Consider the following 17,693-nt stretch of genomic DNA (forward strand, 5'->3'; position numbering starts at 1 on the left):
TTAATTATGTGGTTGTTTATTCCCTTGTTTCGGGGGCTTAAAAAAACGCTTCTTTCCGGGGAAAATTGTAAGCAAAACACAAGCATATACTTCCCGTATACGGTAAAAATCGATTATTATTTAAAATTAGTAATGAAAAAATGCACATTAAGAAAGGATTATATGTTACCGTCTCAAATCTCTTATCAGATAAACATTAAAAATTTGATTGGTGGATAGAATGCCTCTAAAGAAATTCATAAGTTGGCTCAAAGGCGGACCAAAAATAAAAGATGTCATTTATAAACTCGAAGTGTTCACACGCCGTCTAGAATACCAGAAAAAACAGTTGGAGAGGGAGTCCAGAAAAAACAGAGAAGAAGCCAAGAAATACCGGCTCAGAGGAAACACCGATGCTGCAAAAATGTACGCCGAACACTACATACGCTACAATAAATGGGCGCTCGCGACGGATGCTTATCGTCTTAGGATTCAGGGTATGGTGGTTAGGCTTCGTCAGAGTGAGTCTATTTATGATGTGGCTTCTACTTTGTCGGGTATAAGGTCGGCTCTGAATGGACTTAAAGGTGCGGTTAATCTTCCGGATATTGCTCAGATGGTTGAGGAGATAGATGGGACTATGCAGGATTTTGATGTAGCTCAGGATGTGGCTGAAGCTGGTATGGAGAGGATGACAGTGAGTACCGAGGTTACGTCTCAAGAGGTGGCTGCAACCATTTCTGAGATTGATCAGGAAATTGGTGTTGAAACCGGAGTGAAGCTTCCCACCGCGCCAAGTGGGAAGATCGAAGAGTTGGAAAAAGATATTAAGAAGTTGAAAGAAGAACTCTAAGTTTTCTTCTTTTTATATTTCAATACGTACAAGTGAGGGGTAATCATCATGTTAGAGAGAGGAAGACCTCTATGTGAATTACTTACAGAACTTTTACAGAATGTTTCTCAGATGGAACCTGTAACTACGCTAGAGAAGGCTTACCTTTTAAACAGTTATGTTCTTGCACAGAAAGCTACCGAGAGAAAATTCTTTCAGGATCAAATAAACAGTCTTGCCGGGCAGCTGGTTTCTCTTCAGTCGGATTCTGGAGCTTGGCTTTCCGGTTCGGGTAAAGTTGATAATGAAGCTACTGCAACAATTGTTCATGCTTTTCGAATTATACTGAAGGAGAGTGAAAATGAGCAGCTTCGGAAATCTCTGGAGTCTTCATTAAATTACGCTTTGTCTCAGGAATCGGCCGACCTGAATATTGCAAAAATTCTTTATGAGGGTTATAGGTATAAAGAGGATGAGAAATTTCTTGATAAGATGGTTGAACTCATAAGTGTAATTGATACGGATAAGCGTGTTGAAGTTTTTCTTCTTCTGTTAATAGCTACTGATAGGATGGAGTATTTGGAAAAGGCTTTGAAGATTACAAAACCTCTTGATAATTTTTCGAGTCAGGAAACTGTGGATTTTCTGATTTGGAACTTATCAGGTTTTGATGTTGATAGATATCCTAAACAGCTTAATCTTAGAAAATACATTGCTGAACAGATTAGTATAAAGGGTTTGAAAGATCTGTGGTGGGCTTTTGCCTATATTGTTGGGGAAGCCAGTATGATAAGCATCGAACGGGAAAATCTGGTTGAAGTACCTAAGATAGTTGATACTCCTATTACCGTACTCAAAGACAATTTAGGTGAGTCTATAATTTTGGGAAGGAGTAAGGCTACGCAGTCTAAGCTGGGTTGTAAGGGTACGTTCTATATTGGTTGTGTGGGGGAGAGAAAGAGTGATGATAAGCACTTGCTTGGTTGTAAGGTTCTTTTGGACGGAGTAAAACCCCACGTAGTATTTATAAGCGGTCACAGAGGATCCGGCAAGTCTTACACCATGGGGGTTATTGCCGAGGAACTGGCGGAATCAAGATTGGGAATTGCAACAGTTCTAGTTGATCCTATGGGAATTTTTTGGAGTATGAAATATCCCAATTGGGAAAAAAGAGAATTAGAAAGCCTGGATAAATGGAATCTCTCACCAAAGGGCTATGATAACGTGAAGGTTTTTATCCCCATAGGCTTCTACGATAAAGTTCCAGAACAAACAAAAGATGCTCCGTTTTCCCTAAGACCGTCAGAACTGACGGCTGATGATTGGTGTCATACTTTCAGTATAGAAAGATTCAGCACTCTAGGCCTCCTAACCGAACAGGTAATTGAAAAGGTTAAAAATGGTTACAAGGCATCAATCGATGACCGAGAGGTAGACATTCCGGGAAAGGGAGACAACTATACTATAGACGATTTAATTATATGCATTGAAAACTCCACGGATATTATTTCTGAGGATAGAGGATTCAGACGCGATACACGAAGAGCTTTGATTGCAAGATTCTCTTCGGCAAAACAGTGGGGAGTCTTTTCAGCTAAAGGAACCAGCTTAATGGATTTGGCGGCACCGAATCAGGTATCTGTTATAGATGTGAGTCAGCTGGATGATAGTTTACGTGCCCTAGTCATTGGTATACTCGCACGAAGAATCCTTAAGGTTAGGTCACAGATTTCGAGAATAGAGGAGGCCAGCCAGCTCGGAGAAGCGGTGGATGAGAAGGTTGAAGCAGAGATTCCTGTAACCTGGTTGATGATTGATGAAGCACACCTACTCGCTCCTTCAAGAGGAGTTACTGCAGCATCTGATCCACTAATTGATTACGCCAAACTGGGAAGAAAACCCGGCTGTGGTCTGGTACTCGTAACTCAGCAACCCTCAGCTACAGACAGTCGAATCTTATCTCAACTAGATATACTAATAACACATTATCTATCATATGAACCAGACATTAACGCTTTTATTAAAAGGTCCCCCGCCGAAGTTCCATTAGAAGTAAAGGATTCGGGATTTTTACGCAATATTCCAATCGGAACCACCATTGTTTCAGACGAATCGATTACCAGTAACCGAGCCCTGGTGGTTAAAATTAGACCGAGGCTGAGCCAGCACTCAGGTAGAGAAGCGCTTCCCAAGATGGTTGAGGAACCAGCATCAATCCCATCTAAACCACTTAAGACATTAGAAAAAATGGGGTTAATACCAGAAGAAATAGAAACAACCTCAGAGATAGAAGTTGAAGCTTATGAGGCTTTGGAAGAGTTAAAAGAGAAAGAAATGATTGAAATAAGACCAGATTTATCGATTCCACCTCCTCCCGTGATTAGTGTACCAACAGATATAGCTTCAGACTATTTAGAACGCATTCTAGAATATCGGTTCTATGACCATCTATATCCATTACCAAAAATGGAAAGAACGAAGCAAAAAATCCTAACACAAGCGGACAGTGCAGAGGTTATCCGCGAAGTTTACAACAAACTACGTGAAGGCGGATGGCAAACTGAAATAAACACTTCAAAAGATGTGCCAGTAATTACAGGCTCTAAGGATAAATCACGATTGGTATTAGGAGTATTGGAAAACGAGGAAAATACCATAGTTGTTATTTCATCCACATCAGTTCTAAGAAATGATGCAGTAAATGCAATCACATTATTAAAAGAAGTAGTTAATAGTTTAAAAAAGGCACCCCGAAAAAGTCCAAAACCCAAACTATTGTTAGAGAAAAAGAAAATAGAAGAGGAACTTCCAGAATTACCAGCTCCGCCATCAAGATCCATCGCTATCATTGAAGAAAGGCCAGAACCTGAAATTCATAAACCATTAGAAAAACCAACAATAGCCGAGCAACCAGAAGAAATCGAGATAGAGCAGAAATCAAGTAAAGAGCAGGAAAAAGAAATGATAATAAAGGAGGTACAAAAATTCCAGAAATATCTAAGAAGTTTACACGAGTACTATGAATTAGGCAGAATGACTGAAGATGAATATATTTTTCTTAAAAGGAAAACCTTTGAAAAAATTGAGCAACTCCGCAGATCGCTAATTGATTGATTCTTGGTGAAATGGGAAATGGCATCTATGTTTGATTCGAAAAAAAATCTAAAACTGCTAAAGGAATTTTTCGAGTGCGTAGTTTTCGGCGTCCTAGATAACATCCTAATTAATTTTGCACACAGAGATTCCCAACTAATGAAGGAAAAAACGTTCCCACATTTTCTAAATTACTTGGAAAGAAAAATTTCAAAGTCCAAGTTTCAAAAAAAAGTTGAAAAAATACTTTCAAATCTCAAACTCGAGGAAACACTCCGGGTCTACATATCTTCAGTTTTCGAAATGTTTGCGTCTCAACTATCGGACGAATTATATGATGCAGAAGCAAATTTTACACCAGAAGATCTACTAAAAATTACCGAAGAATACATTGTTATCCGCTGGTTTGATAAACAAGTTTTGGAACCCGCTTACCGAATTTTAACACTGGATAAGGTTAGCTATAGTGAGGCACTAGAAACTAGAGGTAAGATTTTGGAACTCTTTAAAACTTTCGTAGCGGGCAACGTGTCCTTTGAGGAAGCTTCACAAGCTCTGGGAAAAATTTTAGAATACTATGGTAGACGGGAGGTGGTTTTAGGAGTGGTATCACTGGTACTAGGAGCAATAGAAACCGTTAAAACTCTAGGCATTCACAAAGTGGCAGAATACGCTAAGAAAGAACCCAAGACTATTAGCCCACCTATTTCCAGCTTTATTCCACCATCCAGTAAAAAAAGTGTACTCTTTGACTGGTTCAAAAAAGACATTATAAGACCTGCACTTAAAAATCTGGCAGCCAACGGAATATTGGATGAAAAACAGGAACTAGAGAAAGGGATAACCGAATCCTTTTTACTTCTTGTAGATGGGGCTCTTACCTTTAACGATTTTGAAAAAAGGATATTATCGCTCATTAAGCCCGAAATAAAATCTGAGCCCGCTCGCAAACATGTGGCAGCTTCCTTAATCAGTATAGCCGAGTTAGTCCATGAGGAAGCCGAGGAGGACCCTTCACTGGAAGAATTTATCGAATTTATTGAAACTAGACAAAAGGAAGTAGACCGATTATATGGTTAGAAAGATGGATGCCTAAAGAGGAGAATTTAATAAAGCAAGCAATATAATATATTACCTAGAAAAAATATTAGAGAAATCAATTAGAGGAAAATGGTATGAGCTTCAAAGATATACTCTTTGGCAAAAGGCCAAAAGACAAGGACGATATAGTTGCATCGCTAAGAGGCAATATAAACAGACTAACTCTACGTTCACGCAACTATGAGAGAAAAGCCATCGAAGAGAGGAGCAAAGCAAAACAGTACCTAAAAATGGGTAACAGACACATGGCAACTTTTTCACTCAGAAAATCCAGAAGATACCAGAATTTCCTAAACAAATACACAGCATTCATAGAGAATCTGGAAACCAGACTAATCGCCATAGAAGAAGCACACGACGTCTCAGAACTCAAAGAAGCATTCACACTAGCAGGAGCAGAACTCGAAAACGCCCGAAAACTAGTCAACTCAGAGGAAATACTAGAAATGATGATAAAACAAGAGGAGCAAATGCATGACATAGAGAGGAGTTCTGAAATATTGGCTACTCCTTCTGAGATGGGTGCGGAGGAATATAGTGATATTGAAGGTGAGCTTAACCGTTTGGAGGCGGAGATTGCTATGGAGGGATTAGAGGAGCCAAAGGTGCCGGAGGGTGACATTATTTCCGAAAAATCTTCTTTAGCGGAGGAACTGGAAGACTTGAAAAGGGAGTTATCAGGATCAGGGAGTTCCAAGAAGTCCAAAGAAAAAGAATGATTTAGAGGTATTATTTTTATATCCTTTTTTAAAAAAAGGCGAGCTTTATATTTCGATGCTCAGTCGCCAACTGGTTGAATTAATGCTATATGATAGTTTCACTCTGGACTTCTAATTCCTTCAATTTCTTGTCTATGAGGTAGAGTTCTTCGTTTAGGCTTTTTATTCTTTTGAAGTATTCTTCTACTGGAATTTCTCCTCGTTGCCATAGTTCGTCTATTTTTTTGAGTAGTTGTTCGGTGGAGAATTTTTTACTTTTCCAGAAGAACATTTCTTTTCTTTGTATTTCGTCTATGTTAGGGGGTGTTGCTTTATTTACAATCAGTCTATTGATGGGTTTTCTAGTACTGCCATAAGTTATATTAGGAAAGGTTGGTTTCGCTGTTAATTCTTGGATGGGTTCTTTAATTTTTGGTGTAAAGATGTTTAGGATTTTTTTGTTTAACTCTCTTTTTAGGTCATCTAGTGTTAATTCTTGACTCTCTAGTTTTTTTATTTGCTGGTCATCCTTTATGGAATTCAGACCAAAATTTTTAGCTAATTCAAAATATTTTCCGATAGCTTCTAGAATATTTTTTGATGCGGAAAATTTTAAATCTCCCTGCAGATTCTCAAAAAAGACTTTTTTCAGGATTGCTCCTTCTATTCCGAATTGGAAATTTTTTAGTGGGAATTCGAAATGTTTTGAGTATGACTTGTTTCGTATTCCCTTTTCCCTAAGGAACATTAACCTTTTATCCGTAAACAAAAGTATACCTTTGCATTTGTCTAAACCAAGAAAGGAGCTTCCCACGTATTTTACACTAGGAATGGCTGCAACTGGTTTTTCACTAATTTCTAAATCAATATTTTCCCTATTCTCTTCAAAGTGTTTCCAGTGAAAATTTAGTAGTTTTACTAGGCGGACGACTTCTTCTAGACGGTTCTCGGGTTTAGCCATAAGATCTTTTGCATATCTCTTGTACTCATTTATATCTGCAGTTATTCTATCTATTGCTGTTTGTATTTGAGGAAAATTATGTGGACTCCAGTTGTCGGGGTAGGAAAAATCTACAAGTTGGGCGGTAACCGCGTTAGATACTTGTTGGGCACGCGATTCAATTTTCTTTTTAATGGCTACTATTTCTTGGAAAAGAAGAGTTAGAGTTTCTTCCATTTGTGGGTAATGAAGATACCCTCTATGTCGAAGAAAAACTAGTCTTTTCCTTGTTTCCTTAAGTCTTCTTGAAAAATCTTGAAGCAATTCGTAACCATAAATTAAATCTTTGATATTTTTTTGAAATGCGTTGTTTAGCTCCACCCTTTTATCTAATATATTTTTAACCATGCTGGAATTGCAATTGGGACATAATTTCCATTTTTTCATCCCAGTTCTAACATAAACTGATCCACATTCTAAACATTTTTGGATGATTTTTGAATTTTTATCTTTTTCCTGCTGAATTTCCTTTGAACCACAAGACCCGCAGAATACATATTCTTCATTTTTCTCCTGAGCACACCTGAGACAAAAGGACGATCTACATTCTTCACAGTAGTAACCTGCTTCCGCCTCGTTACAGAAAATACACTTGAATTTTTCCAGAGAGATCAAGATATTCCCACCGCCTTTAAAAAAAACTTGAGAAGCTAGTATATGTTAGTGACTACTATCCATGTAGAATTAGAGAATATACCTAGAAATTATTCAAATATAGCAATAGCCACATGCTCCCAAGAATTTATTTGACATAAATTCAAAATTTTACAATAATTTCTTCTTTAGTCAATAGGATCAAGTAGCTTATATATTATTAGAGAACAGAGGTATACTTATAGATATTATATTTCAATCATCACTAATATTGGTAAAAAATATCAAAGCTTCAAGGAAATTTTATGAAACTATTCATAAACAGCAAGTGGAATATGATTTCGGAGAAAGTGTTTCATTTCGTTGTGGATTTGCGACCTTTGAGCAAATCGTACATGAAATTAATTTTTAATCGATAAAATCCAAATACGAATGCTAAATTTGGTAAAGAGAACCTTGGGCTTTACTTTGAAGGTGAAAATTTAGATAGTGTTTATTCTAAATTAGAAAAGTGTAATGTAGGTAAAAATAGATTTATAAAAATATGTCAATGAGGGATTATCTGAGGGGGAAGTTGCAAAAAGAACATCAATGTAGATAAAAGAAGTCAAAAGTATAAATATTTGATGCCCACAAAAAATAAAACTGAGAAATAATTGCATGTTAAAAAAGATTTAAATATAGAAACTTTTAATTCCCACAAAGCGATAGTAACCAGTTAGGAGGCAACGGGTATTGTCAGAAAGTGAAGAATATGATAAAAGCAGCACCATGTACTCCCCCGAAGGACGTATTATCCAGGTGGAATATTCCAGTGAAGCTGTAAAAAAGGGAGCGCCAGCTATTGGAATAAAAACATCTAATGGTGTAGTATTAGCGGGAGTAGTAAAATCTCATAGTAAGTTACTTGAATCCCATGAAAAGGTTTTCAAAATCGATGAACACATTGGGGCAACAAGTGCAGGTTACATGTCAGATTCTAGACTCCTTATTGATAGGGCGAGAGTTTTATCCCAGTCTTATAGAGTAACCTACAATGCAGAAATCGATATCAATGTTCTTGCCCAAAGATTAGGGCGTCTTGCGCAACGCGTTACGCAGATTGGAGGAACACGACCATTCGGTTGCGCTATAATTTTTGGGGGAATAAGCCAAGAAATTGGACCAGAAATAGTGTTGATGGATACCTCAGGGGCAATAACTAAAACTAAAGCCACTGCCGTTGGGGCTAACGAGGCAAAGGCAATGGAGATTCTGCAAGCACAATATAAAGATGATATGACTATAGAAAAAATGATAACACTTGCTATAGACACCCTAAGAGAAGTTTCTGAAGAACTTAATCCGGGAGACATCGATATTGGTATTATCGATATCAAAACAAAAACCTTTAGACTAGCGTCTCCAGAGGAAATTAAAAAGGCTTGGAAAAAGAAGCAGAAAGAAAAGTGAATTTAATAAACGGTTTCTGCCTCTTATTAATTCGGTATGAGATAAAATTCTATTTTTTATTCAGAGGTTTGCGCACAATTCTTTAAAAGTTCTTTCCATTATTTCTCTTGCTTCCATTGCCTGTTCATTAGCTACTTTTTGAGATTTTGCGGTTATCCTTTCATAAAGAAGCTTGATGAATTCTATGTTATCGGGATGATCATTTATAATTCCCTCTCGATAAGCCCATTTCACAAGAGACATAAAAGTATCATCTAGACCGGGAAGATTGCCGGTTTTTGAAATATACACATGAGTGAGCAATTTTTCGATAACCCCATACATGGTTACTACATATGAGTCTAGATTAAACGCTATCCATTGTTTATCAGCCTGTACCTTCTCATCCAAAGCGTTTTCAATGTAATCTATTTCCAATGAGCTTTCCTCTATGGAGCCTCTCACAGAAACTGGTTTCATTCTCAGTACCTTAGCATGTTCAATGTAGCCCTCCGCTCTCTCGATGAGATTCTTCTTAATTTCCTCGGAGGCATGTTCAGATTTAGCAAACGTCAAGCAGTACTCGGCTATCTCAATCCACATTTTTGCCGCGCTCTTATAATCACCCCTCTTTTCTAATTCTGCTGCTGTTTTGGTATCCTCCTCCAATTTCTCATAAAACGCGCTCAACATAGATATCACAATGTATTTAATTTTAATTATGGTTTAGGAATTCTTTTTTATGGAGATTTTAGTCTCCTGTTCAGCTATAACCTCCGAATTCGAGGGAATGTCTTGGTTAATTATTACTCCGGGAAATATTCTTGTCCTTGAGCCGATTTTTTTACCGGAAAAGATTGACACATTAATACTGATTTCCGTATCATCCCCTATAATAGTTCCAAAACGTTCCACAGGTACCAGAACTTTTTTATTATCAATATTCATCTCAATTGGTGGACCTCCCCTCATTCTAATGTTCCAAGTCTGAGTCCCTGCCCCTATTCTAACATTTTTTCCTATTAAGCTCTCACCTATGTAACTTAACCTTCCAATCGAAGTGTTATCGAAAATTATACTGTTTTTTATTTCTACTCCGAAGCCCACTGAGACATGTTCTCCAATCGAGGTGTGATCCCTTATTAAGGCTCCGTCTCCAATAAAGCTGTTAGTGCCAATAAAACAGGGACCTCTTATAACTGCCCGAGGCCTTATTATAACATCGTCACAAATCCAAACCGGTGCCTCAATTCTTGCGGTGCTATCAATCGTTGCACTTTCAGCAATAAAAGATCCTTTACCCTTAAGTTTTTGTTTTAGAATAAATCGGTTAGCCTCCAGAATATCCCAAGGATAGGTTATTTCTTTCCAATCCTTTTCCCACACCATACCATAAACCGTTTTACCATCCCGAATCATTGACTGAACAGCTTCATCAAGCTTTTTTGTTTCATCAATTTTCTTTAAGAATTCTTTCTTAAATACATACACTCCTGCAGCTGCGTAATTGCTTGGCGCCTCGTCTTTTTTCGGTTTTTCAATAATTCTCAGTATTCTAGCGTTCTCATCAATTTCCACCGCTCCGTAAAAGGTAGGGTCATCAACTAAGGTTATTACGATAGTGGCATCAGAATCTAAACCATTATGATATTCTATGGCTCTTCTAATTATCTCATCAGAAGCAACAAAATCGGAATGAACAATTAAGAATTGATCCTCATTCTCTAAAAGAGGAGAAGCGGTAAGAATCGCATCTTCGACACCCATTAATTTCTTTTGTTCAACATATGAGATATTTGCCCCGAAATCCTTCCCGGTAGAAAAATGGTCAATGATTCGCTCCTTTTTGTGTCCTACCACTATGATAATATCTCTCAGGTTAGTATTAATCAGGTACTGTACTACATACTCCAGTATCGGTTTCCCAGCTAGTGGAATCATAGGTTTGGCCTGGGTTTCTGTTAAAGGAAACAGTCTTCTACCTACTCCACCAGCCAGTATCAAAGCTTTCAAACGGTTTCCACTCTCCAAAAATGGTGAATAATTTATTGGAATTTAATGTTTATGAATAATTCACTATTGGGAACTTAAAAAAATGATTGTTATGACGATTCTATATCTTGCTTCAAATAATAACATTTTTACAAATTAAATTTGAGTATGATAGACATAAATCAACTACTTAGTCAGAAGTATATTGTATTTTACCATCACGTAGAACTAAGATGGTTTTTGGGGGAATAATATTCCAAGGGTAATTTTCCAATATTGGTTTACTGCACACCACAACTTTCCCATTTGGATGAGAGAACTGTTTTTTATTGTGAGAATCGCTATTTGCGTTTTCGCTTATGAGTAAATATTGAAGTTCATTCCAACCATAGCAATACACGTATTTATGGTCAGCAAGAATAAAATTTAGTTTGGTGATAAGAGCTTCCGAACGAATTCTTAAAATTATTTTGTTAATCGCCTCAACCATATCCTGATATGAGTTTAGATTAACTTCTTTTTGTTCTAACACGTCCATGATATAGCAAAAAACTAATTCTGAGTCGGTAGGATCACTTGACTTTGGCTTATAATTAACCAGTTTAGATTCAATAATCCTCCTTGGCCAAACCGTACCGTTGTGAATAAAGACAAATTGGTGATCATCAACATAGTTTTCGAAGGGGTGACAGTTTTCTATACTCTTTCTGCCAATTGATGCCTTTCTTAGGTGGGCAATTAACGTTTTGGTTTTTATTTCTTTTAGGTCTTGAAAAAATGTTTCCTCTAAGAGTTTTTGATCTTTATTATAAACCTTTTCAATGTGGTATAATCCCGTTGATTCGTCTAGAAAAGCTATTCCCCAACCGTCCGGGTTTTTGGCCCCAAAATTTTTAACAAAAACTTCTAAAATGTTTCCTAAATCTTCTTCTTGGTTCCCTGAAACAGCTAGTAATTTACACATTTTCGGACACCAATACCAATATGAATTATTAATCACTGGGGGATATTTTTTAATATTAAAAAAGAGATTCTGAGGTTATATATTAATTTTGAATTAATGGTTAATATCCATTAAGATAAAGTTATTTAAGCTTAAAGAGAATCAAGTAAGTCACAGACTGGTGTAGAAATTGGATTCAAAAAACAACTCTCAAGATAAATTAATTGAACTAAGGAAGAAAATAGACGAGATCGACCAACAGATAGTGGAGTTTTTAGCACAAAGAAGAGAAAAAATCAGAAACCTAGCAGAAGTAAAGTCCAAATTAAAATTGAAGATTCGAGATCAAAAAAGAGAGACCCAAGTAATCACTAACAGTGAAAAATTGGCTATTGAAAAAGGTTTGGATCCAAATTTCATAAATAAAATTTTTCTTGAAATAATCGACTATGGGAGAAGGGTTGAGAGCGAAGCAAGAGGCGAGTTGAAGAAAATTGCTTATCTGAGCCCTAAGGGTACTTTTACCGAGGAAGCCGCCCTAATCTATATTTCAGGAACACAGGCGGAAATGATTCCAATGTCAACAATTGGGAGTATTATTTCTGCGGTGGAAAATGGTCACGTAGACATGGGAATTGTTCCCATCGAAAATTCGGTGGAGGGAACAGTGACCATAACTCTTGATCTCTTAGCCAGGAGCGAGGCGAAAATCTGTGGAGAAATCATTCTCCCGGTTGTTCATAATTTGATTTCAAAAGAAAAAATTAGTCTAGACAAATTAACCAAAGTTTATTCTCACCCACAGGCATTAGCTCAGTGTAGAACATTCCTCACAAAAAAATTGCCCCACGTGTATCTCTACGAAACTCACAGCACAGCAGAGGCAGTTAAGATGGTTGCAGAGGAGGACGATGCAAACATTGCGGCTATAGGAAGTTATACGGCTGCCAGATTGTATGGAATGAATATACTTGCTGAGGGAATACAGGATGAACAAACAAATGAAACCCGGTTTGCGGTGTTAGCCTCTAGAGACAGTGAACCCACAGGTTCGGATAAAACATCCATAGCAATATTTCTTCTACAGGACCGCCCTGGCGCATTGTGTGAAGTTTTAGAGGAGTTTAGAGACAGAAACATTAATCTCACAAGAATTGAATCCAGACCCTCAAAAAAGGTTCTTGGGGACTACATCTTTTTTGTTGATCTGGAGGGACATAGAAAAGATCCCAAAGTTAAGGAGGCCGTCGAAAATATTGGTAAAAAGGCGGGTGAAGTCAAAATTATGGGCTCTTTCCCAACTGCTAAAAGGAAAAATAAATCCGTATCACTTTAACTAATTTTATTGGACGTGAGGGAGCATAAGCTTTCAAATTTTTAATGAAAAGAAGGTTTAGAAAGTGCTTCAAAATATTGATGGGAAAGACTTGAATTTCGAGGATGCATTAATCCTAGCAAGTAGTGGAAATATCGACGAAATATGTGAAGCAGCAGATAGAATTAGAAGAAGATACTATAGTAACATTGTCACATTCTCCTCCAACGTTTTTATTCCCTTAACAAATTATTGTAGAAACCGCTGTGGTTACTGTGGTTTCCGGCACAAGCCAGGGGATCCATCGGGAATTATTATGAGACCGGATGAGGTAAAAAACGTTTTAATTAAGGGTAAAGAAGCAAGGTGCACCGAAGCACTCTTCACTTTTGGCGAGAAACCCGAAGAAAAATATTTTGAAGTAAAAAAATTTTTAGAGGAGTTGGGATATTCATCAATAATTGACTACCTATATGATCTTTGTTTAATGGCCTTGGAAATAGGACTGCTTCCCCACAGTAATCCCGGGATTTTAGATAAAAGTGAGATTAGAAAATTAAAACAGGTAAATGCCAGCATCGGCCTCATGCTTGAAAGCAGCAGTAAGAGGCTATGTGAAGCAGGAGGTCCCCATGAACACAGTCCAGGAAAATTACCTGAAAAACGAATAAAAACTGTAAAGGCTGCGGGGGAGTTAAAAGTACCTTTTACCAGCGGTATTCTGGTAGGAATAGGGGAAACTTTAGAGGAGAGAATTGAAAGTATTTATGTTTTGAAAAAACTTCATGAAAAATATGATCATATTCAAGAAATCATAATACAAAACTTTAACCCAAAACCTAACACCCCTATGGAGGATTTTTCACCTCCGACTTTGAATGATATAATATTAACTGCGGCTATTACGCGATTAGTTTTTAAGGGGAAAACAAATATCCAAATCCCACCAAATTTAAATATTGGACAAGAGCGTGAGTTGCTTATATCGGGAATGAATGATTGGGGTGGTATTTCTCCAATCACAGTAGATGAAATTAATCCAAACCATCACTGGCCGTCAAAGATAAAACTCGGAAAAATTACGAGGGAAGCAGGATTTAGTCTAAGGGAAAGATTACCAATTTATCCCAAGTATATCCAAAAAAATTATATCTCAAGTAATGTTGCCCCTCTTGTCCACGAATTAGCAGATAACAAAGGTTACAGGAAGATGTGAAGATTGAAGTTGTTGGACAACATAGACGGTGAAATATCCCATATACTAGATAAGGCAATGGACAGGCACTCTCCCTTAGTTGACGAAGCAGAACTTTTATTCGGTTGTACTGGCAAAGAATTTCTGGCATTGATTCTGGTTGCTAATCACATCAGGGAAAGAGCTGTGGGGGATATTGTAACCTACGTCATCAATCGAAACATCAACTTCACAAACGTGTGTGTAAATAGGTGCCGATTTTGCGCTTTTCGTGAAGACCAGAATTCTCAGAACCAATTTTTATTATCAACCAAAGAAATCGAAGCCAAAACCCTTGAAGCAATTAAGATGAAAGCAACAGAGGTTTGCATTCAAGGAGGGCTTCATCCTGGGGCGGATCTTGATTTTTACCTACAAATAATAGAAGCAGTAAGGCGAATTAGCCCGGATATACATATTCATGCTTTTAGCCCTATGGAAATCTATCATGCCGCGAGAAAAAGTGAATTAAGCATCCGTGAGGTTTTGAAAATTTTAAAAGAAGCGGGATTAGACTCTATGCCGGGAACAGCTGCTGAAATATTGGTGGACAAAATTAGGGCAATCATATGTCCCGAAAAAATCTCGGTAAGAGAATGGGTAGACATTATAGAAGAATCCCACAAGCTTGGAATCCCAACATCAAGTACCATGATGTATGGACACGTAGAAAGTGGTAGAGATAAAGCGGTCCACATGGATATTTTAAGAAATATTCAGAAAAAAACAAGAGGGTTCACAGAATTCGTTCCACTGAGTTTTATCCATCAGCACACGGAACTCTATAAAAATCTCTCCGCTAGGCCTGGAGCTACGGGCATGGAAGACGTTAAGGTGTATGCTATTTCTCGTTTAATGTTTGACGGTCTTATCAATAATATCCAAGTATCGTGGGTTAAGCTCGGAACCAAATTCGCACAGTTCTCCCTGAACGTTGGCGCTAACGATTTCGGTGGGACACTTTTTGAAGAAAATATTTCAAAAATAGCAGGATCATCCAGTGGAGAATATCTTTCCCCTGAGAGCATTAAAGCTTTAATTAGAGACTGTGGGCGTATTCCGGTTCAAAGAACAACAGTGTATGAACTTCTAGGCTAAAAATAAAAAATTACTTTTTACCCGCTTTATTAGATTATATTCTTTGCTCTTTTTTAAAAGTGTCTGTGACTCTCGTTTTTAGTGCCTGGAAGTTTTTCTCATTTAAAATATTCATTTTTAATAGATTGTTTAGGCCTTCATTGATATAGGTTTCAATTTGCTGTGAATCTATTAGATTTATTTCATTGAATCCCTTTTCTATTTCATATCTTAACTGTTTGCTCTCATTAATTAATTTTTGAGCCTTTTCTATTACTGTTTCTAAGAACATATATGATGGTAAATCCAGTGGAAGTGTCTTCTGTCCAAAATCGCAAGAAGGAGTTCTCCTCAATTTTAAGAGAAGTAATGGCGGTACTATAAAAAAGCGCTCTTTTTTTAGATCTCCAAATTTCGAGATGTAAAGTGGGACATAAAATATTGAGGGAGAATATATTTTATCTGATAATTTTACTATTAGTGAGTGTAGCTTTTCTAAGAGTTTATCATTTTCTATACGTTCGTTTTTAAACAACTCTCTTAATTCTCTATGCATATTTGTGGCCGTATTCCATAATGCTTGTTGATTGATTAAAGCGTGTTCCAGTTCTTCTTCTAATTTATCTATTCGGCCATTTTGCTCAGCAATTTTTTCGTCAAACTTTTTTATAATAGCATTTTTTTCGCCTTCAATTTGCCTTGTTACTTTTTCAATAGTAGAGTCTATTTTCTTTATACTTTTAGAAATTTTTTCAACAAGATTTTTAGTTTTGTTCATATGTTCAGAAACATTAGCAATTTTCTCAATTCGTCCATTTATTAGGTCTAAAATGCTCAATTGATTATCTATCTTTCTTTCAATCTCTTCTGTAGATTTTAATGCCACATCTTCTAAAACCTCTATTAGGGGACTGAAAAGAGCCTTAATTTCCTTTACCAAGTTCCTATCCTCTTCAGCTAACCAACCCTCAATACTTTTAAGTTCTTCTTCTCTTAGCCTCAGCAGGATTTCAATCTGCTTCTCAACGTCTTTGCGAATTTCTTCTATCTTAACACGATAGGTTTCTTTAGTCTCTCTAATTTTTTCTTGGATTCTTTTTATCCATTTCTCAGTTATTGACTCAACGAGATTATCGTTTTCAATTAATTTTTGCTTATATCTCTTCATTTCCTCAATTAATCCGTTAAAAACAATTTTATTTTCAACTGCTTGGCTCTGACTAACAATTGGTCGAATCACAACAAATCCCTTAGTCTCGCTGAATTTTGAGTGATGCAAGCAAATCTCTAAATCTCCAACTACTTGCGGATCCAAAAAACCATACAAGGGAAACTGTTCTAACTTCTCATTTTTTGAGTCGGATAGTAACTTTTCAAAAGCGGTTACAAATTCATCGATGTTCTTTACTTCAAGCAAACTTTCAACCTTCCCCATAGTCTGGGTGCGATTAATTCCTATCGGAAGGAAGTCCATACTCATAGCATCCAAAATTACAGCGCTTTCTCCATCTTTATAAGGAACCAGCCACAGGGGCCATAATACCCTTATAATCCCCGTCAACTCTTCTTCCGGCCTTTTCCTAAGAAGCCCCCCGCCACGATCTCTAACATCCTCTAACAAACAAAAAACAGAGGCGATTTCTACATCAAATGGGTAAACCGAAAACTCAGTAGTATCATCTCTAAGGAATGGTATTAAGTTAACCTTACTTGGAAGCCTTTTCGTCTGGTAATCTTCTATCAAGTGATCTAGGTCTTTCGAAAATGATCGAAAAACAGTTACATCTCCCCGCCATCTTTTGAGTTCGTCTCTAAAACAATTAAGAAAACTTTTAGAAACGAAACTGAGAAAATTTTTGATTTCTTGCTCATCCTCATCTTTCCCGATTACAACTACAAATATCAGATTATCAGAAACCTCACAAATAAATTTAGCATCACCCAACTCCATTGTTTTAATGTCTCCATGGCCAATTTCTCGTGCAAAACTGTAAATAGCACCTAGGAATCCCGAAAGCAGTGACTCATCAACTTGATTTGGGCCATATACTTTGTGAAAAAGTGATTCACCAGATTTCAGAAGAATATAGAATGCTCTGACCATTTTTACCCCAAACCAACTTTTTTAGAGAAGGGAATTTACTAAAATAATATTTTATCTAACAAGTTTTATATTAAATCGTCTTATAAAAATACATCTATATCTTAGATACTAAGTCACTTACATTGTTCTATAAAAAAGACAGCCCATTTAGAATTTAGACTAGAAAGGCAGGGATTTTAACCGAAAGCTAATCTTTTTAATATAACTATGGTTCATTGATTTCTATCTTTGGTTGGTCTAAGGCTGTGTGAAACGGTTTTTAAGCGTGTTTAGGCTGCCCTGTTTTCCTTCCCCGCCCTA

Annotated in this window: 14 protein-coding genes; 9 read left to right on the forward strand and 5 right to left on the reverse strand. The window is 36.9% G+C overall.

Translation table 11 applies throughout. The features are described from left to right. Positions 1-220 precede the first annotated feature (220 nt). The 4 genes from ACUVXA_RS04145 to ACUVXA_RS04160 all read left to right on the forward strand — a co-directional run bounded on the left by ACUVXA_RS04145 (position 221) and on the right by ACUVXA_RS04160 (position 5,724). Positions 221-832: a Snf7 family protein gene (locus ACUVXA_RS04145; protein ID WP_445869975.1), complete on the forward strand. Its 612-nt coding sequence runs from the start codon at positions 221-223 to the stop codon at positions 830-832. Between the two features lie 48 nt (positions 833-880). After that, entirely contained in the window at positions 881-3,925 is a 3,045-nt protein-coding gene (locus ACUVXA_RS04150; protein WP_445869976.1) for an ATP-binding protein, read from the forward strand. Positions 3,926-3,943: 18 nt separating this feature from the next. Beyond that, on the forward strand, positions 3,944-4,984 hold the full coding sequence (locus ACUVXA_RS04155; RefSeq protein WP_445869977.1) for a hypothetical protein: 1,041 nt from the start codon (positions 3,944-3,946) through the stop codon (positions 4,982-4,984). A gap of 95 nt (positions 4,985-5,079) precedes the next feature. Next, complete coding sequence (locus ACUVXA_RS04160) at positions 5,080-5,724, forward strand: Snf7 family protein (protein ID WP_445869978.1); 645 nt, start codon at positions 5,080-5,082, stop codon at positions 5,722-5,724. Between the two features lie 85 nt (positions 5,725-5,809). Here the strand turns inward: ACUVXA_RS04160 and ACUVXA_RS04165 are convergent, their stop codons facing one another. Then, on the reverse strand, positions 5,810-7,318 hold the full coding sequence (locus ACUVXA_RS04165; protein WP_445869979.1) for a hypothetical protein: 1,509 nt from the start codon (positions 7,316-7,318) through the stop codon (positions 5,810-5,812). Positions 7,319-7,547: 229 nt separating this feature from the next. Here ACUVXA_RS04165 and ACUVXA_RS04170 point away from each other — a divergent pair, with 229 nt between their 5' ends. Together ACUVXA_RS04170 and ACUVXA_RS04175 are read left to right on the forward strand one after the other, a co-directional pair. Further along, complete coding sequence (locus ACUVXA_RS04170) at positions 7,548-7,709, forward strand: hypothetical protein (RefSeq protein WP_445869988.1); 162 nt, start codon at positions 7,548-7,550, stop codon at positions 7,707-7,709. Positions 7,710-8,032: 323 nt separating this feature from the next. Next, positions 8,033-8,749, forward strand: coding sequence for an archaeal proteasome endopeptidase complex subunit alpha (locus ACUVXA_RS04175; RefSeq protein WP_445869980.1), 717 nt, complete (start codon positions 8,033-8,035; stop codon positions 8,747-8,749). Between the two features lie 60 nt (positions 8,750-8,809). On the opposite strand, the gene ACUVXA_RS04180 is transcribed toward ACUVXA_RS04175, so the two are convergent. The 3 genes from ACUVXA_RS04180 to ACUVXA_RS04190 all read right to left on the reverse strand — a co-directional run bounded on the left by ACUVXA_RS04180 (position 8,810) and on the right by ACUVXA_RS04190 (position 11,684). Continuing rightward, the gene (locus ACUVXA_RS04180; RefSeq protein ID WP_445869981.1) at positions 8,810-9,421 is read right to left on the reverse strand and encodes a hypothetical protein; all 612 of its coding nucleotides are present in this window, start codon (positions 9,419-9,421) and stop codon (positions 8,810-8,812) included. A 33-nt stretch (positions 9,422-9,454) separates the two neighbouring features. Further along, positions 9,455-10,741 carry a bifunctional sugar-1-phosphate nucleotidylyltransferase/acetyltransferase gene (glmU, locus tag ACUVXA_RS04185; protein WP_445869982.1) on the reverse strand — a complete coding sequence of 429 codons (1,287 nt, stop codon included), beginning with the start codon at positions 10,739-10,741 and terminating at the stop codon, positions 9,455-9,457. Positions 10,742-10,910: 169 nt separating this feature from the next. Then, positions 10,911-11,684, reverse strand: coding sequence for a class II glutamine amidotransferase (locus ACUVXA_RS04190; RefSeq protein WP_445869983.1), 774 nt, complete (start codon positions 11,682-11,684; stop codon positions 10,911-10,913). A 169-nt stretch (positions 11,685-11,853) separates the two neighbouring features. Here ACUVXA_RS04190 and pheA point away from each other — a divergent pair, with 169 nt between their 5' ends. The 3 genes from pheA to cofH all read left to right on the forward strand — a co-directional run bounded on the left by pheA (position 11,854) and on the right by cofH (position 15,310). Next, positions 11,854-12,999 (forward strand): prephenate dehydratase, encoded by a 1,146-nt coding sequence (gene pheA, locus ACUVXA_RS04195; RefSeq protein WP_445869984.1) that lies wholly within the window; start codon positions 11,854-11,856, stop codon positions 12,997-12,999. A gap of 64 nt (positions 13,000-13,063) precedes the next feature. Next, positions 13,064-14,194, forward strand: coding sequence for a 7,8-didemethyl-8-hydroxy-5-deazariboflavin synthase CofG (gene cofG / locus ACUVXA_RS04200; RefSeq protein ID WP_445869985.1), 1,131 nt, complete (start codon positions 13,064-13,066; stop codon positions 14,192-14,194). A gap of 3 nt (positions 14,195-14,197) precedes the next feature. Further along, positions 14,198-15,310, forward strand: a complete 1,113-nt coding sequence (gene cofH, locus ACUVXA_RS04205) for a 5-amino-6-(D-ribitylamino)uracil--L-tyrosine 4-hydroxyphenyl transferase CofH (RefSeq protein WP_445869986.1) — start codon at positions 14,198-14,200, stop codon at positions 15,308-15,310. Positions 15,311-15,344: 34 nt separating this feature from the next. Here the strand turns inward: cofH and ACUVXA_RS04210 are convergent, their stop codons facing one another. After that, positions 15,345-17,393, reverse strand: coding sequence for a hypothetical protein (locus tag ACUVXA_RS04210; RefSeq protein ID WP_445869987.1), 2,049 nt, complete (start codon positions 17,391-17,393; stop codon positions 15,345-15,347). Between the last annotated feature and the right edge of the window lie 300 nt (positions 17,394-17,693).

The sequence above is a fragment of the Candidatus Jordarchaeum sp. genome (assembly GCF_052745115.1).